This window comes from Psychrobacillus sp. FSL W7-1493 (genome assembly GCF_038004905.1).
GTDB lineage: Bacteria > Bacillota > Bacilli > Bacillales_A > Planococcaceae > Psychrobacillus.
In genome coordinates this window covers 2,022,566-2,046,877 of record NZ_JBBOSB010000001.1, presented here as the reverse complement: position 1 = coordinate 2,046,877, position 24,312 = coordinate 2,022,566, and the positions used below count along the sequence as shown (strand labels likewise).

22 protein-coding genes are annotated in these 24,312 nt (G+C 37.0%); 5 read left to right on the top strand and 17 right to left on the bottom strand.

Annotated elements, in window-relative coordinates; genetic code table 11:
• The first annotated feature begins 812 nt into the window (after positions 1-812).
• Entirely contained in the window at positions 813-1,292 is a 480-nt protein-coding gene (locus MKX96_RS10380; RefSeq protein ID WP_340883521.1) for a hypothetical protein, read from the top strand.
• Between the two features lie 442 nt (positions 1,293-1,734).
• On the opposite strand, the gene MKX96_RS10375 is transcribed toward MKX96_RS10380, so the two are convergent.
• The 6 genes from MKX96_RS10375 to MKX96_RS10350 all read right to left on the bottom strand — a co-directional run bounded on the left by MKX96_RS10375 (position 1,735) and on the right by MKX96_RS10350 (position 7,865).
• Complete coding sequence (locus MKX96_RS10375; RefSeq protein WP_340883519.1) at positions 1,735-2,607, bottom strand: DMT family transporter; 873 nt, start codon at positions 2,605-2,607, stop codon at positions 1,735-1,737.
• A 200-nt stretch (positions 2,608-2,807) separates the two neighbouring features.
• Positions 2,808-3,383 carry a lipoprotein BA_5634 family protein gene (locus MKX96_RS10370; protein ID WP_340883517.1) on the bottom strand — a complete coding sequence of 192 codons (576 nt, stop codon included), beginning with the start codon at positions 3,381-3,383 and terminating at the stop codon, positions 2,808-2,810.
• A 192-nt stretch (positions 3,384-3,575) separates the two neighbouring features.
• Complete coding sequence (locus MKX96_RS10365) at positions 3,576-4,808, bottom strand: transglycosylase SLT domain-containing protein (protein ID WP_340883515.1); 1,233 nt, start codon at positions 4,806-4,808, stop codon at positions 3,576-3,578.
• A 129-nt stretch (positions 4,809-4,937) separates the two neighbouring features.
• Complete coding sequence (locus MKX96_RS10360) at positions 4,938-5,450, bottom strand: hypothetical protein (protein WP_340883513.1); 513 nt, start codon at positions 5,448-5,450, stop codon at positions 4,938-4,940.
• Positions 5,443-7,188 carry a sensor histidine kinase gene (locus tag MKX96_RS10355; RefSeq protein ID WP_340883511.1) on the bottom strand — a complete coding sequence of 582 codons (1,746 nt, stop codon included), beginning with the start codon at positions 7,186-7,188 and terminating at the stop codon, positions 5,443-5,445. The genes MKX96_RS10360 and MKX96_RS10355 overlap by 8 nt, the downstream gene beginning before the upstream one ends.
• Positions 7,185-7,865, bottom strand: coding sequence for a response regulator transcription factor (locus tag MKX96_RS10350; RefSeq protein ID WP_340883510.1), 681 nt, complete (start codon positions 7,863-7,865; stop codon positions 7,185-7,187). Before MKX96_RS10350 ends, MKX96_RS10355 begins: the two co-directional genes overlap by 4 nt.
• Positions 7,866-8,124: 259 nt before the next feature.
• On the opposite strand from MKX96_RS10350, the gene MKX96_RS10345 reads away from it, so the two are divergent.
• The 3 genes from MKX96_RS10345 (at position 8,125) to MKX96_RS10335 (ending at position 11,400) form a co-directional block, all read left to right on the top strand.
• Positions 8,125-8,634: a DUF6944 family repetitive protein gene (locus MKX96_RS10345; RefSeq protein WP_340883508.1), complete on the top strand. Its 510-nt coding sequence runs from the start codon at positions 8,125-8,127 to the stop codon at positions 8,632-8,634.
• A 124-nt stretch (positions 8,635-8,758) separates the two neighbouring features.
• Positions 8,759-9,625, top strand: a complete 867-nt coding sequence (locus tag MKX96_RS10340; protein ID WP_340883506.1) for an SDR family oxidoreductase — start codon at positions 8,759-8,761, stop codon at positions 9,623-9,625.
• A gap of 317 nt (positions 9,626-9,942) precedes the next feature.
• Positions 9,943-11,400: a serine hydrolase domain-containing protein gene (locus MKX96_RS10335; protein WP_340883505.1), complete on the top strand. Its 1,458-nt coding sequence runs from the start codon at positions 9,943-9,945 to the stop codon at positions 11,398-11,400.
• Between the two features lie 99 nt (positions 11,401-11,499).
• On the opposite strand, the gene MKX96_RS10330 is transcribed toward MKX96_RS10335, so the two are convergent.
• The 4 genes from MKX96_RS10330 to MKX96_RS10315 all read right to left on the bottom strand — a co-directional run bounded on the left by MKX96_RS10330 (position 11,500) and on the right by MKX96_RS10315 (position 14,055).
• The gene (locus MKX96_RS10330) at positions 11,500-12,192 is read right to left on the bottom strand and encodes an AIM24 family protein (RefSeq protein ID WP_340883504.1); all 693 of its coding nucleotides are present in this window, start codon (positions 12,190-12,192) and stop codon (positions 11,500-11,502) included.
• Positions 12,193-12,366: 174 nt separating this feature from the next.
• Positions 12,367-12,546, bottom strand: a complete 180-nt coding sequence (locus tag MKX96_RS10325) for a hypothetical protein (RefSeq protein ID WP_340883502.1) — start codon at positions 12,544-12,546, stop codon at positions 12,367-12,369.
• Between the two features lie 134 nt (positions 12,547-12,680).
• Positions 12,681-13,766: a DUF2812 domain-containing protein gene (locus MKX96_RS10320; protein ID WP_340883501.1), complete on the bottom strand. Its 1,086-nt coding sequence runs from the start codon at positions 13,764-13,766 to the stop codon at positions 12,681-12,683.
• Positions 13,753-14,055: a PadR family transcriptional regulator gene (locus tag MKX96_RS10315; RefSeq protein WP_340885980.1), complete on the bottom strand. Its 303-nt coding sequence runs from the start codon at positions 14,053-14,055 to the stop codon at positions 13,753-13,755. The genes MKX96_RS10320 and MKX96_RS10315 overlap by 14 nt, the downstream gene beginning before the upstream one ends.
• 217 nt (positions 14,056-14,272) lie before the next feature.
• Here MKX96_RS10315 and MKX96_RS10310 point away from each other — a divergent pair, with 217 nt between their 5' ends.
• Positions 14,273-15,943 carry a ribonuclease J gene (locus MKX96_RS10310; protein WP_340883499.1) on the top strand — a complete coding sequence of 557 codons (1,671 nt, stop codon included), beginning with the start codon at positions 14,273-14,275 and terminating at the stop codon, positions 15,941-15,943.
• Positions 15,944-16,000: 57 nt separating this feature from the next.
• Here the strand turns inward: MKX96_RS10310 and MKX96_RS10305 are convergent, their stop codons facing one another.
• The 7 genes from MKX96_RS10305 to MKX96_RS10275 form a co-directional block, all read right to left on the bottom strand.
• Positions 16,001-16,816 carry a ZIP family metal transporter gene (locus tag MKX96_RS10305; protein WP_340883498.1) on the bottom strand — a complete coding sequence of 272 codons (816 nt, stop codon included), beginning with the start codon at positions 16,814-16,816 and terminating at the stop codon, positions 16,001-16,003.
• 142 nt (positions 16,817-16,958) lie between these two features.
• Positions 16,959-17,501 (bottom strand): GNAT family N-acetyltransferase, encoded by a 543-nt coding sequence (locus tag MKX96_RS10300; protein ID WP_340883497.1) that lies wholly within the window; start codon positions 17,499-17,501, stop codon positions 16,959-16,961.
• 130 nt (positions 17,502-17,631) lie between these two features.
• Complete coding sequence (locus MKX96_RS10295; protein WP_298467474.1) at positions 17,632-18,684, bottom strand: LacI family DNA-binding transcriptional regulator; 1,053 nt, start codon at positions 18,682-18,684, stop codon at positions 17,632-17,634.
• A gap of 99 nt (positions 18,685-18,783) precedes the next feature.
• Positions 18,784-20,448 carry a glycoside hydrolase family 13 protein gene (locus MKX96_RS10290; RefSeq protein WP_340883495.1) on the bottom strand — a complete coding sequence of 555 codons (1,665 nt, stop codon included), beginning with the start codon at positions 20,446-20,448 and terminating at the stop codon, positions 18,784-18,786.
• Between the two features lie 82 nt (positions 20,449-20,530).
• Complete coding sequence (locus MKX96_RS10285; RefSeq protein ID WP_340883494.1) at positions 20,531-22,069, bottom strand: alpha-amylase family glycosyl hydrolase; 1,539 nt, start codon at positions 22,067-22,069, stop codon at positions 20,531-20,533.
• 28 nt (positions 22,070-22,097) lie between these two features.
• Positions 22,098-22,940: a sugar ABC transporter permease gene (locus tag MKX96_RS10280; protein ID WP_169359139.1), complete on the bottom strand. Its 843-nt coding sequence runs from the start codon at positions 22,938-22,940 to the stop codon at positions 22,098-22,100.
• Position 22,941: 1 nt separating this feature from the next.
• On the bottom strand, positions 22,942-24,222 hold the full coding sequence (locus MKX96_RS10275) for a carbohydrate ABC transporter permease (protein ID WP_340883493.1): 1,281 nt from the start codon (positions 24,220-24,222) through the stop codon (positions 22,942-22,944).
• Positions 24,223-24,312 lie beyond the last annotated feature (90 nt).

The window sequence follows — 24,312 nt, the reverse complement described above, 5'->3', positions numbered from 1 at the left end:
ACAAGGAATTATAATCGAAAGCAAGGCTAAGAATTGCAAACAAGCATTAAGTAGAAAATATATAAATTTAAATGTTAGCAATAAAATCTAATGTAATTTTATAAACAAGCGAATAAAAACACGTTTTTCTCAAATATCTCACTGTTTCAAGTATACTTATGTAATGAAACGCAACTCCGTATAATTTATATTATGTAAACTAAAATATTTTTAGTAATAGCAATAACCAATCACTTACCTTCCCGTATATGTACATGAACAAGAATCTACCGTCACTTCGGACAATAATGTCCAGACACTCCTTTTTCAAATATTAATTCAGTTTTTTATGTTAGAAATATTATTTTATCCCTTTTTAGTGGTGTTTATTTAAATGATTAAATATAGTTTTGCTGTTTAATTTGCGATCACTTCACTTAAAAAGTCATTCTAATCGCAGATCTTTCTTCTCCTCTACAAATAACTAATTGAGTAGTCATTAAAGCAATACTTACAGTACACAATTGAATTTACTTGCTAAATAGCTTATTAGAGCTACTGGAACTTCATCTGTTACCTTTGTTACTAATATAGTAAGATTATCTCTATAATTTGCAAACGTATCCTCTAGTCTCTCAGTTTTTAATCATTTCAACAGATTTTCATTCATAAAGAATTGTAAAAAGTTCCCATGATAATTCACCAAAGAAGGAAGTCAAATTCTTCTTTGTATATTTTTAATCCAAAAGCCAGTTTTCAATAAAATAAAATACTTTTTCCTTATAATGGTAATATACAATTTCAGGTGTTGACACAAAAGGAGGATGGAATATTTGAAAAAACTACTGACAGTAGCACTCGTTTCGATTATTTTAGCCGGTTGCTCGGACGAGAAAGACAATATTGGCGCAGGTACAGACTACAAGAAGGAAATCGAGGCACTACAAAAAGAGAACCAAGAGTTAAAGGACATCATGAGTGATTACAGCTCGTTCCTACAGGAAACCGACAGAACTTCGAGACGTTTCATGGATCTACTTGCAGCTGAGGATTTCGAGACGCTAAAAGCCGAGTTCCCCGTCGAGTTCGAAGTGATAAACAAAGCGATACACCTTAAAGAACCGGAGAACAACGCACCGTTCGAAGTCGAACTGGCCAAACAATCAAAACACATCGGTTTCTTTAACAAAGACGATGAAATGACCGAGATAGGCTATTACATGTACAACCCACAATACGACAGCAACAGTCTAGTCGTGTTCCATTACGGCAAGGACAATCAACTGGAGTACGTATACTTGGGTGCCAGATAGAATAAGAGAAGGAGTTCGGAAATCCGACACCCCTTCTTTTTTGGATTTATTATTCCGGCAATGTTTCGATATAGTTCTTGATTCGCTCAGCAACAGCCCTTCCTGCTGCCTGACGCTTAGCGAGGGTATCTAGCTTACTCACATCGGAATTGTTACTTAAAAAGCCGATTTCGCACAGAACACCTCATGCCTTCTGTTCAAACTATTTTATTTCGATTACGTATTCCCAGTTCAATTAATATACTAAAATATATAAAACGTTACTCTTTGAACGTGTTGAGTTGAAATGAGTGATGCAATTAAGCATTTCAACGACTTGATTACTTCCTTTATCAAAAAATTGTAGATCTTTTGGGTAAAAATCAGACTTATTGATAATTAGGGGTTTACACCATAGAAATAAAAAACTAGACTCCACATAAAATGCAAGCCCAGTTTTTTGTTAAGCGTTTATTATAGACTTTTTAAAGGATGGTTTCACTTCCGCGATAATAATAGCAGTAAAAATCAGGCAGCTTCCAAAAATCATTCTCCCTGTTAAAATTTCACCTAATAATAATACAGAGAAAAAGGTTCCAAATAAGGACTCTGTCGACAGAATTAACGCAGATTTTGTTGGATCTGCATACTGCATTCCAATATTTTGACATACATAAGCAATTAGCGTACAAAAAACAGCCAGATATATTATTGTTAAAACACCCTCCACACTTGCAGAAGTAGGAATTTCTCCAAGTATAAGAACACCAATCCAACTAAAAATCGAAGCTACAAAGAATTGGACGATTGTTAATGCTAGTGCATCTTCTTTTTTTACGAAGATATTCGTATAAAAAATATCAAATGCAAACGCGAATGCGCACAGTATCGATAACATATCCCCGAGATTAATGGTAAGTGAATCTTGTAGAGATAAAAATCCAATACCTACAATCGCAATGATGGCTGCCAAAATCTCAAAATAGTCGAATCGACGTTTATAAATGATGTAAGCAATAATAGGTACAATGATCACATTAATCGCTGTTAAAAAGGCATTTTTAGATGGAGTTGTAAACTCAAGCCCTAGTGTTTGTAATGAAAACGCAATAAATAAAATAGCTCCTAATATAGCGCCTTTCCAGAAAACACTTTTTGAAATAAGTTTTAGTTTTTTAGAGAAAATAATGGCTAATAGAACTGTTGCTAATGTGAAACGGAGCGCCATTAATTGCATTACACTCCAATGTTCTAAGCCTACTGACATTCCCACAAATCCGCTCCCCCACATAACAGCGGTAATAATCATTAATAATTCACCTTTATATTTACGCATGTTAAACCTTCTCTCTAATTCATAGCAAAAATATATCAATATAAGAATCATATTATTACTTTTTCACAATATCAACTAGAGTTTAAATAATTGTTTTAATTTTTGTAATAAACTATCTCTAAGTAATTACGATAAACGTTGATTCTAATAATTTTAGGAAATAAAATAGGACTGCCTAGTCATAGACAGTCCCTGCAGTATTAGTTTTCAATTCTTACTAGCTGTGTTTTTTCTACATCATATTTCAATCCATCAGCACTCGGATCTTTATCATATTCGAGAACAGCCATCGTTTTTTCCGTACCTTTTATGGAATCCCAATCTGCACTATTGACGATTAGGAACATATCTGTGTATGTTCTTCCTTCACCAATGATTAAATTACCTTCATATTTTACTTTTTCTATCGCATCCAGATTTTCCACCTTTTGCTTAGCAAAAATTAATCCTTCACCTTCTGAAACTTTCGAAAGAGATTTAATTACTTTTGATTTCCCTTTTTCTTGGTCAGTTATTTCTCGAATTAACTGTTTGCTTACAAGTACTTTTGCAGTTTCTTCCGTCATAGTCATTACTTTTTGTTGACCTTGCTCGATCATCTTAATAGTGAACTGTTCTTCTTCGATTATCTCTTTTTTATCTCGCTCTACAGAATCTATAATATCCTGTTGTTCTCCGTACAATATAACTCCATTAGCTTTTGCAAACATCCCACACCCTGATAATAGTGACGCAGCAACAATGGACGTAAGAAATACTATAAATAATTTTTTCATGTTTTTTAACCCCTTTTCTATTTTTAAAGCCTTCCTTGCTATTACTTTATTATAGGGGAGACATTTACAAAGAGCCTTCGCTTTAGATGACGTTCACATTACAATATTGCAACCTTGGATTTCCAATTAAACAAAAAAGAACCATTCTACTTTTCAAGCCGTAGAATGGTTCTTTTAATATAAACACGATTGTTATTGTCCCAGTAAAGCTAACTTGCTTTTAGATGGCGTTTCGTATTTTATATTGGAGGACTTCTGGATGTAGCTCCCCCCGCCTACGCCATATAATCCGCCATTGTTGCTCTTGTAATTATATACACGGTATTCTTCACCTTTTTTAAGCGTACGGACAGTTGTAATCGATCCACTGCTATCCATTTTGACTAAGTTTGTATCAGATAAGACAGTAACCTTACCTATTTGCCCTAGCTTAAGTTCTGTTTTACCCCACATGATCTTTTTAACAGGCTGAGTATTCGTATTTTTGTTAATGTAAGCAGAAGATATATAACCTACAAGTTTTTTGTCTGCTGTTCTAACTGGATACCATACGAATTGGTTTATGCTTGTTAGTGACTGGTCATATAAAAATTTCCCTTCAATAGTTAAGACAGTATTCTTGCCTATAGTAGTTGAAGCAGATGAAGTGCTGGGCTGTGATCTTAATTTTACATTGTCTATCGTGACACTAACCCTGTCTCCTTTTTGGAAATGATATGAGGAAGAATGCATCGGACTCGTTAATGTGTACTCCTTCTTCTTAAAAACTATGTTTTCAGTGCTGCTAGTATCATATTCAAAGTCCTCTGTACGGAAGTCTAGCTTACCTAATTTAGTATTGTTCAAGTAACTATCCTTTTCAATAAATGAAAAGACCTTCTCCTGATATGCCTCACTATTCTTTAAACCATTAGATTTATAAATAGGGCTGTTCGCTGGTTTTATACCGTTATAAGCCATCACTGGAAAATACCAGCTCTCGATAAATTCTGGTCCTGCTCCTTTTATTTTAGGTAAATCATTACGTTGATACATACTTTTAAGAATTTCCACACCAGCTTGAATATTGTAGGTGACATCGTATTTTAATCGTTCTTGATCATAGGCTGATTGATTAGTTATTTGCATAATACCTATCCCTTGATCTAATGAAACGACTGGCTGTCCATTTTCGTCAAATTGCTTCCATCCACCGTTTTCTTTGGAAGCCACAGCTTTCACAATCTCTGGAGGAATATTTGCATCTAAAGCTGCATTTGTAAGAAGACAGTTCATATGCTGATATGGCGGATTTTGGTTTTGCTTAATATCTCCGTACGAAGAACAATTAGCTTCCCATGTTGACTCAGCGGAAGCTGCATCATATGTCCAAACTAGTAATAGCAAACAAGTTAAGTAGCCCACAATCACTCTAGATAATTTCATTTATAAATACCCCATTCTTTGAATATTTTATATTTACTAGTATATTTTACCATAAAATATAAATGAGGTGTTTTAATTTTTAGACATGTCTTTCAACCGGAATAAAGAAAAAGCTATTCAACACAGATGTTAGTTTAAAGTAATAGTTTTCTCCCAAGTTAGCTCTTTGCCTTGGTCATCTTTGAAAATAAATATTACCTTCCCTTCTTCTCCTTTCATAGCATCAGAATAGAAGAATCCGGAATACTCTCCATTTCCACTAATATAGAATCCTTCTTCTCCGCTAGCTCCATGTTCAATGGCTTCTTGAACTGTATTAATCACTTGACTTTTATTTGAAATCCACTGCATTTCTGTTAAGGAGAATCCCTCTGGTACCTCCTTTATGACAAAGTCAAAGCTATTACCTTCAATTGGCTTAGCTGTTTGGTCAATAACGATTAAAATCTCGTCTTCCGTCACTTGTTTCGATTGATTGCTTTCAGTTTTAGTTTCATTTTCGTTATCCGACGTTCCTTTTGCTGCTGTTGATTCGTTTTGACTTTCTTCCGACTTGTCGGATGTATTAGAATTCACTTGTGTTCCACAACCGCTTGTAAAGAAAAGCACCATAACAGCTATAATGTAAATAGATTTATTCATCTTGTTCTCCCCTATCCTCATTTAATGTAAAAGAAAATGCTACTCCTTGATTTGTATTCATCCCTCGATATTCACTTTGATGAAGCTCGAGTATATGTTTCACAATGGCTAGCCCCAAACCAGTACCACCGGATTTGCGGTTTCGTGAGTTTTCAATACGGTAGAATTGTTCCCAAATATTGCTTAGCTCCTCCTCCGCGATGAATGAGCCAATGTTTTCTATCATTACTGTCACTTTACCTGCCTCTGTTCGAGCAATACTAACGGTTATTATAGTATCCTCGAAAGCATGCCTAATTGCATTGCTTAAAAGATTTAAGATAACCTGTTCCATCCTTCTGTAATCTGCTATAACTAATATTTGATCAGCTTCAAAGTCAAAACTGAGTAGTAATCGCTTGCTCTCCAACTGCTGCGAAAACGATTCAGCTACATTCTGAATGAGCTCGGTTAGTGAAAAGTTTTCCATCTGTAAGCGGATAGCCTTAGCTTCATATTTCGAAAGCTCTAGCATATCTAAGATTAAGGCATTCATCCGATCTGTTTCACTAACGATGAGAGATAGATAGCGTTCGCTTTTTTCTTTAGCTATATTATCCTGCAAACCCTCAGTGAAGCCTTTGATGATTCCAAGAGGTGTTTTCAGCTCATGAGAGAGGTTTGCAATTAATTGTTTGCGAAGTTTCTCAGCTTGCTGTTTCTCTTTTATTTCCTCTTGTAATTTCCCATTTGCAAGTGTTAAATCATTTAAAGCTGCTTGTAAATTATTCGATAAGGAATTCATATCTCGCGCAAGCCCACCAAATTCATCCTTGGAATGGATTTCTATTTGCTCAGAAAAGTCGAGTTTAGCTAGGCGCGTTGCAGAACGGCTTAACATTCTAATTGGTCTTGAAACAATCCTGGAGTAAATCATGGACAGGATAATAACGAGCCCTATAACAATTGGAGCTATTAAGATAAAATATTGTTTAAGCACCTCGACTGCCTCTCCAACAGGCTGTAAAGAAGCCATAACCATTAAATACCTGTCCTTATCCCCTAGTGAGGATGTTAAAACAATGTAATTTACTCCGCTCCATTTGTCCTGCCATTGTCTTTGTACGATAGATCCATCTTTCAAAAGTGATAATTCTCTAGAATTAGGTATCCAATCATTTAAGACTTCATCAATGAGGGTGTCTTGATAAAGAGGGTTGTATGACCTTTGTTCTGGTAGCAGAAAATCAGTTACCTTTCCCTGAACTCTTGACAGTCCCATTTGCACGTCCCTAAATTTAGGGGGGTTAATCTCAACTGGCTGTAAAATTGTATTTTTTTCATCTATGAAAATTCCATCTATAACTAATGTATTGCCAATCTCGAGTTCTTGTGGAATGGATCCCACCTCCATCCCCTCATTGGGAATTCGAATAGAGATCAATGTTTGGTCAACATTTAGCTCGATAAAATATGGTTCTATTGGCATGTGGTTAAAATGTTCATTTAGTATAGAAATTGTTGCATCATTTTGATTCATAAAGGAAGCGATTTGCTCATTTATTTGTTGTTCATTTAGTTCCTCTTTATTGATTTGATCTTTTAAATAAATCATATTCTCTTCTAATGTTTGTACCTTTGACGAATGGTAAAACTTTTCGAAAAAGAACACTTCAGCCAGCATAACCGAAGAAAAAACGATTAAAATAAGAGTAGTTGTTACAATAAACAGTTTAAAAACTACACTATTTCTTCTCATGATTCCACTTCAAATTTATAGCCAGATCGTATAACTGTATAAATATATTTCCCTTCTACTCCAAGCTTCGCTCTTAACTTTTTTATATGTGTATCTACGGTGCGTAAATCTCCCATATAGTCATACCCCCATACAGCGTTTAAAATATATTCTCGGTGCAATACCTTGCCATAATGCTTGATAAGAAAGATGAACAAATCATACTCTTTTGGTGAGAGAAGTATCTTTTCGTGAGCAATGGAAACAGTATGTGCAGATCGATTAATACGTATATTCCCGTAAATCTCCGTATCTCCATCCTGTACGACAATACCTTCCCTTCTTTTGATCAATGCATTCGCACGGGCTACCAATACCCTTGGACTTAGAGGCTTAGTAACATACTCATCTGCACCTAGCTCAAATCCCAAGATTTGATCATCGTCTTCTGATTTAGCGGTAATAATTATGATAGGTACCTCCGATTTTTCGCGAATGTACTTGCATACAGACCATCCGTCCATTTTAGGCAACATGATATCTAAAATAACTAAGTCAAAGTTTGTCTGATTGAAACATTCAAGCCCTGCTTTTCCATCATCTGCTTCATAAATTTCCCAATTTCCCCTTTTGAAATAGTCTGTTATAAATTCCCTCATTAACATGTCATCCTCAATCAACAATACCTTTAGTTTCATAGTTTAAGACACCCATTTCTCCCTCAATCTTAGTCATCACCCCTAAGGCTCACTATAAAGGCCTTATGTGTACATTGTGTGTATTTTATATTATTTTTGAAAAGAATTATATAATTGTAGTTAAAATCTTCCTATTTTCCTATATTTGTAGTTCTTTAGCACAAGGTCTGTTTAACATAATAATAACTGTCCAACTCCATCAAACATGCTGACATATACTAATAAAGGGTCGAATCAACTGTTATTGGAATGATTGAAAATGTGGACTGAATCACAAATAAGTGTTTGGATTGAAGCAATAGGAACTGTATTATCTGCTATAGGAAGCACTCCTTCACACGTTTTATCAGATGCGATGCTAAACGATCTAAATGTCATTGGTTTAGCATTACAGGCTATTGGAAGTAGTCTAATACCGCAAAATCAGGATTATTTATTCATTGTAGGAAGCCAGCTGGAGGCAATTGGAAACTTGGTATCCTTACAAGCAGAGTTCATTGAAAATGAAAACGTTAGCTCGGTGTTAGGTTCCCAAGGTGATTTGATTGAGGCAGTAGGAGGAGCATTAACGATTGATTTCACAGGAAACCAATCCATACAAAATGCTCTAAATAATTTAGGTGATGTTATTCAAGTCGTTGGAGCTGCCTATCAAGCTTTGTCAGTTAGATATCCACCTAATAGTTTAAAAAATCAGGAAATCAATACAGTGGGTAGCTGGATACAAGCTGTTGGAGCCGTACTTTCTGCTATATTTGTAGAAGCGTAGGTTAATAACAATTTTAATCCTTTGATGTATATATATAATCTACCTTCCCTTACATGTTTGGTGTTTTTTGCTATGGGTAATTAATCATTATAATGGAAAATTACAATTAGCTTTCAAGAAGGGAATGATTCTAGTGGAAAACCGAAAAAATGAAAAAATTCCAGCACAAGAACAGAACCGCCAGCCAGGAATAGAAGCGGAAATGAAGCCTAGTCCTGACTTTACTCAAAATCTTGCAGGTAAGTCACAAAGACTTGCCGGAAAAACAGCTTTAATCACCGGTGGGGATAGTGGTATCGGACGAGCAGTAGCAGTGGCTTATGCTAAAGAAGGTGCAGATATAGCAATCTCCTACTTAGATGAACATGAGGATGCTGAAGAAACCAAAAAATTTGTAGAGAACGAGGGCAAAAAATGTTTACTAATACCTGGAGATATTGGTGATGAGTCAGTTTGTCAAGAAATTATTAATAAGGTGATTGGCGAATTTGGAAAGCTGGATATACTAGTTAATAACGCAGGTGAACAGCACACACAAGAATCACTGAAAGATATAACGGCTGAACAAATGGAAAAAACTTTCCGTACAAACGTTTTTAGTATGTTCCATCTGACTAAAGCTGCACTTGATCATTTAAAAGCAGGAAGTACGATTATTAATACTACGTCTATTACTGCATTCCAAGGTGCACCTAATTTGATTGATTATTCCGCTACAAAGGGTGCCATCTTAACTTTTACTCGCTCCCTTGCAGGCTCGCTTGTAGAGCAAGGAATACGAGTAAATGCCGTTGCGCCTGGGCCAATATGGACACCGCTTATTCCTGCGTCTTTCGCAGCTGATGAGGTAGAAGGATTCGGGAGTCAAACACCTATGAAACGACCTGGCCATCCAAGTGAGCTAGCATCGGGCTATGTATATTTAGCGTCAGAAGATTCTTCTTATGTTACTGGACAAGTACTTCATATTAATGGGGGTACTCCTTTATAACATCATGCATATTATCATAAATTAGGTTCCTCTTTCTATAGACGAGGAACCTGTTTTTTTATTTAATATTTGGTGGTTTTTTATCATACTGTGAAAAAACTTATTGGTAATAAGTTAAAATGAATAGCAATTGTTACATTAATGCTTTTTCCTTGGCGTTATGATCAGCTATTATCACAGAAAGGAAAAAGGCTATATACGACTGTGGACTTAGAGCGTACTTAGCCTTAAGTCACTTAACCAATTAATACTTTCTTTGTATGATTATTTTGCTCTTACAATATTTAAAAATCATAAAAAGATTGGAGGAATAGTATTTGAAGTCAAGCAAATCAAGCATTATTTTTCTGTTAATAATCATAATAATAGCTATATTGCCTTTTCCCTATTCAGCAGGAGAACAGGCTACACAAACGCTTAAAAATGAAGATATTGATCAGTTTGTCAATAGCTATCTTGAACAAAATGGGCTACCTGGTGCATCTATTGTAGTTGTTAACGAAGGTAAATTAGTATATGAAAAAGGATATGGTCACGATTCTGAGGGGAATCCAATAACGAATAATTCTTTAATGAGAATTGGATCCGCCTCCAAACCTTTTACTGCATTTGCTATTTTACAACTTGTTGATGAAGGAAAAGTTCAACTAGATGACCCGGTAATTAAGTATTTGCCAGAGATTACACTCGACGATTCAAGATGGAAGGAAGTCACAATACGTCAGCTTTTGAGTCATACATCAGGTATCCCAAACCCGATAATTGTTCCACCTGCGAGTGATTTAGATGCGGGAGTAAATCGTTTACATGATTGGAAACTTCGTTCAAATCCAGGGGAGAAATACTTTTATAGTAACGCGAATTACTGGATCATAGCTCTTTTGGTGGAAAGAATAAGTGAAATTGAATTTTCTCAATATCTTAACCAAAAGGTATTCTCTCCACTAGGTATGAATGACTCAGTTGCGACTGTTACCACTGGAGATGTCGTAGAAGGATTACCTAAAGGATATGTAACAGCATACGGAAAGGCCTTGCCTTGGTCAGAGCTTGAAGCGATGAGTTTGGGAGCAGGAAGTATTATATCAACAGCATCAGACATGGGTAAATGGCTTTCTATGCTAACAAATGACGCGAGATCTGATAAAGGAGAGCAATTACTATCAAAAAAATTGTTAGAAGAATCTTATTCGCCACCACTTGAAAGTAAAAAATATGGACTTGGATGGGAATTAAGTTCACCGAATGTAAAACCTGCGCGCATTTCCCACAGTGGTGTGGAAACCACGTATCAAGCACAGCTAGATATTATACCAGATAGTGGTTATGCTGTAGCGGTGTTGCTGAATAGCTTTACACCAACAATGGAGCACGCTTATGAAATTAGTACGGGGATCATCCAGCTGACTGAGGGAAAAGAACCTGAATTAAAGGCTCCGGTATCTAAAATAATAGATTTATCACTTGGCATTATCACTTTGGTTTATTTGGGATTAGGACTTAGAGGAATCCTTCGGAGTAAAAGGTGGTCTGAGAAACGTAGAAAATATCCTGTTTGGAGATTTATCCTGCGATTATTTCCTCAAATGGTACCAGTATTATTAATCGGTTGGTTGTTTTTTATTGTTCCTGTCTTACAAAATAACAGTTCGACAACGATCAATGTAATTGGTTTATATCCAGCAGCGATGCTGTTAATGGCTTCTATTTTCATTATTGGGCTGGTTCATATTGTTATAAGAATCTATTATCGAATAACATTCAAAAAAGTTTAACGTTTAAAAATAAATTATAAAAACGCTCAGAGCTTCTCTGAGCGTTTTGTCATACCACTATATTTTTAAAAGTTAAATCATATTCGATTTAACGAATATTTAACTTTGCCCTTGGTAATATACCTCTTCATAAGATTGTACAATAACAAAACCGTCCCCTTCGAACTTCATTTGAATCGACTCTCCACTTCCCCTGCCGACGAAAGTTTTAAAAGAAATATCTGTTTGGAAATCTGGCTTAAGATTCCCTGACCAAGCCACGGTTGCATTTGGATCTGTAAAAACAGGCTTCCCAGGAGTCACTCGTAATGTGAGAGGCTCATAATGTGAGGTAATAGCTATTAAACCAGTTCCCTCGCATCTTACATTAAACAAGCCACCAGACATCATCCCAGCCACTTTTTTCATGATTTTGATATTATGTTTTATAGTAGGCTCAAAGGCCAGCAGATCATTCCCATTTACATAAATCGCTTCATTTTGAAGATGAAGAATAATAATCTTTTTTCCACTGTCGGCAAGATATAGCTTTCCCTGTCCATTTGCCTTCATAAGAGAGGCCCCTTCACCCGTTAAAGCTTTTTTGAACATTGCACCCATGCCATGCTCTAGTACACCCTCACGTTCAAATTTAATCTTCCCATGATAGGCAACCATAGCACCTGCCTTCGACCAGACACGTCCATCCAGATTAACCTCAAGTAGACGTTCCGTTTCTAATTCAAATACGCCTTCACCCTTGTCTTCCTGCTCCGTACTGCGTATAAATTCAGCTATCGAGTATCGATTCATCACAACCACCCCTTCTTCTTATCATATACGTTGAAGAGACAAACTATGTTTTAAATTTTTTATGAAGCCTATAAATCTAGCGTGATATCTATTATCTTAGTGTTGATCTCACGATGGACTGTACTATCAAGGTTTAATAGAATAGCGAGGCCAATACCTTCGTCTTGTATTATTCTAAAATGTTTGATTGTTATACCGAGCTACTTCTCTATCGGAGTTAGCTTGGGCAGCTACCTGATTCATTGTCTTCTTATGCTCAAGATTATATTTCCTACTACTTAAACGATCAACAAGATAGGCAGCTAGTATGATACTTAAAAAGAAACCCCAGAAAATCCACATCATCCAGTGCATGACATCACTCCTTCTGAAAAGACGTAACAACTCATATAATATACATACGCTAAAATATTCAGAAAGTTTCAATTACTTGGTATAAGAAAGTAAACTCATGAATAAAAAAAGAATCCATAAGGAAGGATTCTTTTTTATTGCTCTTTAAGTAAATTTAGCTCTTTTTTATATCCTAGGACGATTTTGAAAGATAATATTATCCAAAAAACCGTCATAACTGTTATTACATACTTTAATACAATATCAATTGAAGAAGAGGATCTATTGAAACCCCATTGTAAATACATGGACTGTGCAAGCACCAACAATAAAAATAAAGCGGTGGTCATATTCATTCTAAAAGCTTTTTTAATTTGCTGTCGTTTCTCTGTTGCATCGTAAGAGAATGCAGGTTTATGGTCTAGCTTGCTATAGGGCATCGACCAAATAGAGTAATTTAATAGGGACATATTAGATGTGTATCGAAGCCTCCATCCATTTTCTTTGTGATGGGTATAATAATCAGACTTCAGCTTTGGTTCAAATGTTACTTCATATGCCATTTTTTCGTGTTTAGAAGGAACAAAAGAAAAGACGGTAGCAAACACACTTTCAAGCTCATAACCCTTTTGATGCATCTCATCTAACCAGTTTTTAGTTTGAAGCGGTTGATACATCCAAGCCAAACGGATTTTCCTTATTTTTTTTCTGCTGTTTTTGACCTCTTCGTTTAGATTAAATGTATATTTTTCATATGCTCTATAGGAAATAAAGACAAAAATAGTAATACTTGCTAATAGTAATAATATAAGTAACGGAATAATAATAGATGCAAAGTTAGGATTATTATCATCAAATGATTTTAAAATCAAGAAATTCACGGGACTAGTGGATAAATAAAAGATGGATATGATCAAAAATAAGTATGCATGCAATCGAATCCTTTTAAACAAGCTATCGCTAGATGGATAAAATGGAACATGAGATGCTTCATTTTTGAGGATACTCCATTTACCCACCTTTAATGGATCTCGCCAGCCGGCTTTTTGTAAGCGATCGGGTAAATTGCCGGATTTGTATTGTATCGAATAGGTTACTTTGCTAGGTGTTGTTTTATTAAATGTAAATCTGCGTGTGAATCTGTTGAAATCTTTTAACATAAAACCTTTCAAAGCCATGCTTTCTAGCCATTTCTCGGTCGATTGTATACGGTAGCTCCAAAACCATCTAAATGTCTTCATCAAACTCCCCCTTATAAAGCAAAATATTATTTTGCACTTCCTGTAACCTCTCCATTTCCTTTCGCATAATTAGTTTACCTATTCCTGTAATTTCATAAATTGTTTTTCTTTTTTCATCTGAAAAGACAGTGATCATTTCATCTTTTTGCATTTTAGTGAGCGTTCCATAAATCGTGCCTGAACCAAGATGAAGCCTTCCATTTGTCAGCTCTTCTACTCTTTTGATAATACCGTATCCATGGCGTGGTTCTGTCAAAGAAAAAAGGATATAAAATGCGGTCTCCGTCATCGGTATGTATTTCTTTATTAGTTTCTCCAAGCTGCTCCACCCTCTTTATAATATGTCACAACATGACTATATCACAACGTGACATATTAGCCAATATGTTTTTAACTGATTATTTGTTTATTTTACAAAGTAAATATTACCTTTTCCGATATTTCTCTCATAAATAATAGTTTAAAGTTCATACTTAAAATAGTTTATTTAATCAGGAGGTATCTTTTTGACTATAAAAAATTCGACCGTATCTGCATTTGCACTTGGTGGTATAAATGAAATCGGTAAGAATATGTATGTGATTGAATCATACGATGATATTGTAATTATTGACTGTGGCGGTAAATTTCCAGATGAAAGTCTTCCAGGTGTTGATTTAATTATTCCTGATATTACATATCTGCAGGAAAATGAAAGCAAAATACGTGGTTTAATAGTCACCCATGGGCATGAGGACCATATCGGTGGAATTCCTTACTTTTTAAAACAGCTGAATGTACCAGTCTATGCCACAAACCTTACCCTTGGTTTGATAGAGATTAAGTTAAAAGAGCATGGGATTCTCCGGGATAGTAAGCTATTCCTGATAGACGAGGATAGTGTTTTAAGGCTTGGCACCATACGGACGACCTTCTTCCGAACGAGCCATAGTATACCAGACTGTCTAGGAATTACTTTTCAGACTCCTGTAGGCACGATCGTTCATACTGGCGACTTTAAGTTTGACTGGACACCAGTAGACAAACAAGCTGCAGACATTCATCGAATGGCGGCGATTGGTCAAGAAGGTGTGCTATTGCTTCTTTCTGAAAGTACGAATGCAGAGAGACCAGGATCCTCTCCTTCCGAAAAGCTTATAGAAGAACATTTAGATGAAACCTTTAGGAAGGCAACGCGAAAAATTTTCATTACTACTTTCGCCTCTAATGTGCATCGGGTACAGCAAATAGTAGATGCATGTATTAGAAATAATAGAAAGATCCTCTTACTCGGTAGAAGTATGGTGAATGTCGTTAGAGTTGCAACTCAGCGTGGTTATTTGAGAATACCAGAAGGAATGCTACTAGAAGAAAGTGAAGTTCCGACAATGTCTCCCGAGGAAGTGACGATTCTTTGTACAGGTGGACAGGGTGAGCCTATGGCTGCTCTTTCGAGATTGGCTAGCTCTAGGTTTCGTAAACTCGAGGTACATCCTGAGGATACCGTAATTTTTTCATCTAGCCCCATCCCTGGCAATGAAACGAATGTCACAAGGGTAGTAGATAATCTGTTAAGGTTAGGAGCTAACGTGATCTATGGCTCGGGAAGCAAGACAGGTATGCATGTTTCTGGACACGCTTATCAGGAAGAGCTGAAGCTCATGCTAACATTGATGAAGCCAAAGTACTTTGTCCCAATCCATGGAGAATATCGCATGCTCCATATACATCGAGAGCTAGCACAGTCTGTCGGTGTAAAACGGTCTAATATATTTCTTCTAAATAACGGCGATGTTGTGGATATTATCGATAATAATGAGGTCATACAGACGCGCTCCGTAGAGGCAGGGGACGTTTTTGTAGATGGTTCAGGCATTGGGGATGTCGGGGAAATCATTCTTCGTGATCGCCGAGTACTTGCCGGTGATGGAATGGTTGTTATCGTCATTAGTCTTAAAAAAGGATTGAAGAAAGTCCTAAATGGGCCTGATACACTAACTCGTGGCTTTGTATATGGGCCAGATTCTGAAGAGCTAATCAATTTAATCAATCAAAATGTTCGCACGACAGTAGAAAAATGGGATAACAATAAAAATCAGCGTACACTCAAAAAGAACATCAAGAATTCCGTAGAAAACCTCATATATACTCGTACGAAGAAAAAGCCAATGATTCTTCCGATCATTATTGAAATTTAAAAATCAGTGCATCCTCTGTACAAGTAGGATGCGCTGATTTTTTGCTAGCTCATAAATCTATCCAAATGCAACATCCAGAATCATCATAATTGTGAAACCAATCATTAGGCATACCGTTGCTAAATCACCGTTTCCATACTCCTGGGAGCCGGGAATTACCTCCTCCACCACAACAAAAATCATAGCTCCTGCTGCGAACGCAAGTGCAAAAGGTAAAATAGGTGACATAAAGGATACAGCAAGGACACCGACTACTGCAGCTATCGGTTCCACCATTCCGGAGAATTGCCCATAAAAGAAGCTCTTTCTACGAGACATGCCATCTCTTCTCAAGGGCAATGATACTGCTGCACCCTCTGGTAGATTCTGAATACCAATGCCTATTGCTAATGCTAAGGCTGCAGTTAAAGAAGATGTATCTAGTCCTGCTGCTACTGCTCCAAAAGCAACGCCTACAGCAAGACCCTCTGGGATATTATGAAGGGTGATCGCAAACACAAGCAACGTACTTCTTCTTTTGCCTTTAGGCTTTATCCCTTCTGTTTGGTTCGAGTTAGAGGAAGGATGCATATGTGGAATTATTTTATCGGCGAGCCATAAGAAGAATCCACCTAGTAAAAATCCGGTGGCTGCTGGAAACCAGGCTGGGAATGCCCCTTCCTTTGACATTTCAATGGCAGGAGCAAGAAGCGACCAAAAGCTTGCCGCTATCATGATTCCTCCAGCCGAGCCAAGCATGCCATCCATCAACTTTTGATTTACTGTTTTTGTAGTGAAAACAAGAGCTGCACCTAATGCTGTCATGCCCCAAGTAAATATAGTTGCTAACAATGCCTGCAATACCGGACTGAGCGTAGATATGTAAGCAATCATAAGACCTGTCCCTTCTTCATGTTCTTCTACTATCGTATGATTTACTAAACATTTTTATCTATAAACGAGTCCAGTGTTTGTTACTAAATATTTGAATATAAAAATGCCTGGCAGGTATTAAACTGCTCGGCGCTTGTTCAATCTATTTCTTCCAGTCACTTGCTAGCATACCGTAGACCTCATGATCCACATAATGATCGTATAGCCATTCCGATTGACGAATAGTTCCTTCATGTGTAAAACCAAGCCTTTCAGGAATTGCTCTGCTTTTCTTGTTCTCTACCGCAGCCCGGATTTCTACTCGATTCAATCCTAATTCGATTAAAGCATAATCCACAAACGCTTTGACTGACTTAGTCATTAGGCCATTGCCCACAAAGTCATCACCTAACCAATACCCGATGCTTGTAGATTTGTTGCTCCAGTCTATTTTATGGAAACCAATAACACCTGCAAGATGGCCTTCATACCATATACCAGCTTGGATTCCATTATTTTCACTGAACTGCTTCATCGTCGATTGGATGAAGTTCTCCGTATCAGCAACCGTTTTTGTATAATCAATAAACGGTAGCCATTCTCTTAAGGAATTCTTAGACCCAACAGTTAAAGAGAACAATTGTTCGGAGTCTCGTAAATCTAGCATTTTTAGTGTAATTTTGTCATCAATTGCATATGTAAACATAATATATCCCTCCTTATAAAGAGTATAAAATATTTTTAGAATAATAGAAATAGTTTTTAGTTTACATAATAAAATTATAATAAAAAAATGGTTACCCAATATCTCATGGATAACCATCATTTAGTTTAACTTAAACTGTACTATCTTTTATAATTGCTTTTTGTGAGATTGCACAAGAGTTACGAACCACAAGCTGATGTGGAATGATAATGCGCTTCACAGGTTCGTTCTCATTCTCCAATATTTGAATTAAGCTTCTGGCTGCCTGATAACCTAACTCCACAATATTGATATTAATGGATGTCAACGGTGGTCGAGACATTTCTGCAAACAACGCATTGTTGAAGCTTATGATTGAGACCTGGTTTGGAATGTCGATTGCCATTTCTGTAAGCGTGTTAACTACACCTAGTGCCATTAAATCATCCGTTACGATTAAAGCAGTTGGAGAAACACTTGCTGAGAATAGTTTGTTGACTGCTTGCTGGCCACCTTCTCTCAAGAAGTATTCAGAATGAATGATGTAGTCCTCTAGTAATGGCAGATCTTCCTCGCTCAAAGCATTCTTATAACCTTGGAGTCGGTCCAATGTAACAGTTAGGCTTGGACTACCTCCAATGAAACCAATATGCTTATGTCCAAGTCCTATAAGATACTCAGTCGCCTCTTTGGCTGCTAGAAAGTTGTCATTGTCTACATGAGTTATTTTTTCTACATGCTCAAAAGGCTTACCGATCATCACAAACGGGAAATGGCGTGTTCTTAAATAACTTAAAATCTCATCATTCACACGAGAGTAAAGAAGTATAATTCCATCCACTCTGCCGCCTTGGACCATCTGTACTACTCCATCAAATAGTTCTTCTTCTGTCGTTCCAGTAGTCATTTGGAGGGCATAATGTTTTTCATGCACACCATCACTTAGTCCGTGCATAACCTCTGCAAAGAAAGGATTTTGAAAGAAAGCACCTGAAGAAGGCGGTAATACCAGGCCAATTACTTTCGTGGATTGATTTGCTAGACTTCGAGCAATAAAATTAGGATGATAACCTAGCTGCTCCATTGCCTCTCTTACACGCTTCTTAGTTTTGTCACTAATGCGGGGATTATTGGCAATTACCCGAGAGACCGTCGAGGGAGCTACATCTGCTAATTTTGCTACATCTTTAATCGTAACTGCCAAAGGAATTCACCACTCTTTTTCTGTTTTCTTCAATATTCTTTAGAATATCATTATATAGATAAGGAAAGTTATTAACTAGTCTATATAGAGTTAAACCTATTATTTAGACAGATATACTCTTGTCTCATAGGGCTTTAAAGTAGCCATTCCGGTTAATGTATCAGGTGCCCCCTCAAAATTACTTAGCACGAGGCGATAATCCTTCTGCTCCACCTCATGAAGATCCAGTTCTACTGTCTTGTTACGGAAATTGCATAGAATAACCGCTAATACATTGTCTAAGTATCTTGTATAGACATATACATCTGGATCAGTTTCTAAAAGAAGATCATATGCCCCATAAACAAACACTTCATGTTCCTTACGAAGCTTAATCATGCTTTTAAAAAAGTGGTAAATAGAATGTTCGTCCTTTAATTGAGCCTCTACATTAATGGAGGAGTAGTTCGGATTAACTTTCATCCAAGGCGTTCCAGTAGTAAACCCAGCATTATCTGTGCTATTCCACTGCATTGGAGTTCGTGAATTATCTCTTCCACTAGTCCAAATAGTTTCCATCACTTCAAGATGTGGACGACCCTTTGCTATTTCTATCTCATAGAAGTTACGCATACCAATATCATCGTAATCATCGATGGAAGGTAGTTGAACATTTGTCATACCAATTTCTTGCCCCTGATAGATGAATGGCGTACCTTGCATAAGGAAATAGCATGCCCCAAGCATCTTAGCACTTTCATTCCAATATTCCTGGTCATTTCCCCAGCTAGATACACTTCTTGTTTGATCATGATTTTCTAAAAATAGCGCATTCCAGCCTCTTTCATGGAGTCCCTTTTGCCATTTTGTTAGCGTCTTTTTTAAACCAATGACGTCTACAGACTTATTGGCATCCTTGTTCCAAAGCCCTAAATGTTCAAATTGGAAAATCATACTAAACTTTCCGTTTAACTCACCAACCCAATCATCTGCCTCTTCAACACCTACGCCATTAGCTTCACCGACCGTCATGATGTCATATTTAGAGAACGTTTCTTCCTTTAGCTCACTTAGGAATGTTTGGATACCTGGTTGGTTAGTATGCATATCAAAAGAGGAAACAAACTGCTGTCCATCCGGATTTGGCATGTCTGGAAAGCCTTCTCGTTTTTTAATATGACTGATAGCATCTACACGGAAACCATCAATCCCCTTATCCAGCCACCAATTAACCATCTTATATAATTCCGATCTTACATCTTCGTTTTCCCAATTTAAATCTGGTTGTTTGATCGCAAAAAGGTGCATGTAATATTGTTCGGTTGCCGTATCATATTCCCATGCACTCCCGGAAAAAATGCTTTCCCAATTGTTTGGTGGCTCTGTCCCTTTGCCATCACGCCAAATATACCAGTCTCTCTTTGGGTTATCTTTAGAGGACCGAGACTCTACAAACCATGGATGCTCATCACTCGTATGGTTGATGACAAGGTCCAAAATAAGCTTCATACCTCGTGCATGTGTTTCTGTTAGTAATTCATCAAAATCCTTCATATCTCCAAATTGCTCTGAAATCCCTTGATAATCGCTAATATCGTAGCCATTATCCGCATTTGGGGATTTAAAAAATGGAGATACCCAAATAACATCTATTCCTAAATCTTTTAAGTAATCAAGCTTTGTTATTATTCCACGCAGATCTCCGATGCCATCGCCATTGCTATCCATAAAGCTTCTAGGATAAACCTGATAGCTGACCGCTTCTTTCCACCAATTTCTATTCATATAAAAAATACTCCCTTCGTTATGAGTTGTGTACATCTATCCCATAACTTTTAGACTTTCTTTTTAAAGCTTCTTTCAGTCCTTACAATCTAGACCGTTTGTTCACTTCTTTAATTCCTAGTATAAGAATAATGATGAATGACACAATTACTGCAGATGAAAGAACTATAAATAACCAGTTAGGTCCTGGCTTCTCAGTTAGCTCGAAGATTTCTGCTTGACCACTCTCTAATTTAATCGAGTATTCATTCCCATTCGACTTAACGATAGTGTCAGAGAGCTGGCTAACTAACCGTTTCCCATTTTCAAGTTTATCCTTAAGCACAATGGTCTGATCACTCGACGTGTTATTTATGGCAACAACGATCTTCTCTCCATCTGATTTTCTAGCATAAACTGCGGTGCCTTCTTCTTCATGCAATAGTTCCATCTCACCATTAGTTAAAGATGGATGCTCTTTTCTTATTGCTCCAAGCTTTGATATGTAGTCAACTACATTGTTTTCTGTATTAAAATCCAGCATACGACGATTATCCGGGTCATTACCACCATCCATCGCCATCTCCGTACCATAATAAATGATAGGCACACCAGGAGCGGTATATAGAAAGGTGAGACTTTGCTTAAGTTGAGTCAAAGGATTTTCTTTTTGAGTGATCACCAGATGACTAAATCTTGTCATATCGTGGTTATCGACAAACTGTCCAAGCAAGTGGGACCGATCAAAAACCTTCTCGTTTCTTTCAGCGTTTGAGAACAGCCAGCCAAGTGATTGATTTGATCTCTCGAAAGCAGTGCGCAGACTACCATTTTGGGAAAAGTCAAAAAAACCATCTATACCTGTTTCCTCATAGCTGGCAACGACATTTGGATTGTCATGCCACACTTCCCCTATCAAATATAAGTCTTCCTTTTCAGCCTTTACAGCAGAAGCGAATTCTTTCCAGTAATCCTTCGATACATGTTTGACTGTATCTAAACGGAAACCATCTATATCTGTTTCTTCTATCCACCATTTCGCTGCATCTATTAAATAGGCAGCTACCTCTGGATTGCTTTGGTCTAAGTCTGGTAAATCATATAGCCAGCCATTTTCTACTTCCTGCTGGTCATTCCAATTAGTTATGGGTTGTTGGGGATGAAACCAGTCTTCCTTAGAAGGGTCACTTAGCCATTCATGATTTGGCCCCACATGATTGACAACAAAATCTAAGATAATTTTTATATCTCTTTTATGTGCTTCATCTACAAGGGTCTTAAATTCATCCATTGTTCCGAAATATTCATTTGTTTTATAGTAATCCTTTGTCCAATAGCCATGGTACCCTTTTGGCATATTTTCAAAGATAGGGGTCAGCCATATAGCAGTGAAACCCATTTCTTCTATATAACCTAGCTTATCCGTAATTCCTTTAAAATCGCCACCATGATAAGCATAAGGGTCATCAGGGTTAGCATCCTTATCATTGGACGGATCACCATTATTAAAACGATCGACCATGATCATATATATAATCTCATCCTGCAGCGTACGCTCTCCACTGGCAAAGACTGAAAGTGGCTGGACGCTAACTAAAAGTATAAGAATGAAAAGTAAATGTCTACCCCTTTTTATAGTCATACACCCCCGATAGTTTCTTTGAACATTATTATCCCTTTGTTCCCCCAGCAGTTAGTCCGGAAACAAAATACTTTTGGAACGCTAAGAACAAAATAGTTATCGGAATTGCGATTAATACGGAGCCCGCAGCAAAAGTGGTGAACTCATTCCCAAATTGCTTAGATACTAGCTCATACAGCCCCACGCCCATCGTAAATTTTTCCTCTGAGCGAAGCATTACGCGAGCCAATATAAAGTCTCCGAAAGGTGCGATAAAAGAAAACAAAGCAACTACTGAAATAATTGGCTTTGCTAACGGCATAATGATCTGCCAAAAAATTCGAAGGTGTCCAGCACCGTCCATCCTTGCAGATTCATCAAGCTCTTTTGGAATAGTATCGAGATACCCCTTCATTAGCCACGTATTCATCGGTATTTGGCCGCCTGTATAGATTAAAATTAACCCTAAATGAGTGTCTAATAGACCAGTTCTTTGTGCTAAAACAAAGATTGCAATTAGCGCTGCAAAGTTAGGAATCATTTGTAGTACTAAAAACGTTAGTAGGCCATTTTTGCGTCCGACAAAGCGATAACGTGAGAAGGCATATGCAGTTAGTGATACACTGATGACCGATAAAGCCATCGTGATCAAGCTAATCTTCATTGAGTTGATATACCATAAAACATAATTAGAGTTTTCCATATCAAACAACTCTAGGTAATGCTTAAAAGTCGGGTTTTCGGGAAACATAGTAGACCCGGAAAGACTCTGACCTGGATTTAGTGATGACCCAATTACCCAAAGAAGCGGATAGATAACGACTAGAGCAGCTACTAAGAGAATAAAGTACGAAAGCGTCAGTCTAATAATTTTCTCTGTTTTCGTATTCATATCACATCATATCCTCCTCTTTGAATGAATTTGTACGTTTGAACTGCCATAAAGCTACGGCCACCACAACTAATGATAAAAGCATCGTAATTGCTGCAGCTTTACCATATTGAGCAGAAGTCATCGTTAGCTTGTAAATCCAAGAGATTAAAATATCTGTTCCTCCGGCATTTTGCCCAGGTAATGCAGGACCACCACCGTTGAATAAGAAAATAACATTGAAGTTGTTAAAGTTGAACGTATATTGCGTGATTATGATAGGAGCAGTTGCGTATAGTACCATCGGCAAAGTAATACTACGGAACTTTTGCCAAATAGACGCTCCATCTACGTTAGCTGCCTCATATAGTTCATCAGGAATCGATTGAAGAACACCCGTAGTCATTGCAAAAACAAACGGGAATCCAAGCCAGGATTGTATTCCTATTAATGCAATACGGGTCCACATTTCAGAAGTCATCCACGGGACAGGGTCTATACCAAGAAAGCTTAATATTCCATCGTTAATAACCCCGAAAGATTCATTGAACATACCAGAAAATATTAAGATAGATATAAATGCTGGAACTGCCCAAGGAAGTATTAAAATTGTACGGAAGACTGCTTTACCTTTTAAATCTTTTTGATTAATGACAACTGCAAGGAATATACCAACCGCGACCTGGAGTGTTGTTGCTCCAAAAGTCCAAACAATCGTCCATCCTAGCACACTGAAGAATGTAGAGCGCCATAATTCTAATTTAAAAATGTCTATATAGTTTTGTATACCAACCCAGTCCACTAGCTTTGCAGGTGGTGTATGGTACAGGTCATAGTTTGTAAATGAAAGAAGGATAACGAAAAAGATTGGGAAAATAACTACAAAGATTAACAGTAAAAATCCAGGGGAAATCATTAAATATGGAAAACCATTATCTAATAAGTTATGGTACTGCTCTCTTACGCTATTTAACTCGAAGCCTTCATCTCTTTTTTTTCCATTGTTATACGCATCATAAATATTAAAAGCATATATACCTAAACCGATTGCTGCTACGAGTAAAGCAATAACTCCATCAACTAAAAGGAACACGGAATGATCTAAACCAGGAATTTCACCAAGCGTAATTAGTCCCCAAAAGCCCCAGTTAAGGGTTTGATAAAAACTACCGAAAAAAGCTACTGTTAAAACTAAGAAAATGATTCCTTTAACATACTGTTTATTATAAAGCTGGCCCATACCTGGAATAATCGATAATAGCCCAGCAGTTTTTCTATGTTTGTTTGTGACATTATTGTCCATCGCTAAAGCGGCCTCCCTCTTTCCTTTGAAAGGAGAATTTCTTTTCAAAATTATATTATATATAAGCAAAGCCATGTTCCCATGATAGGA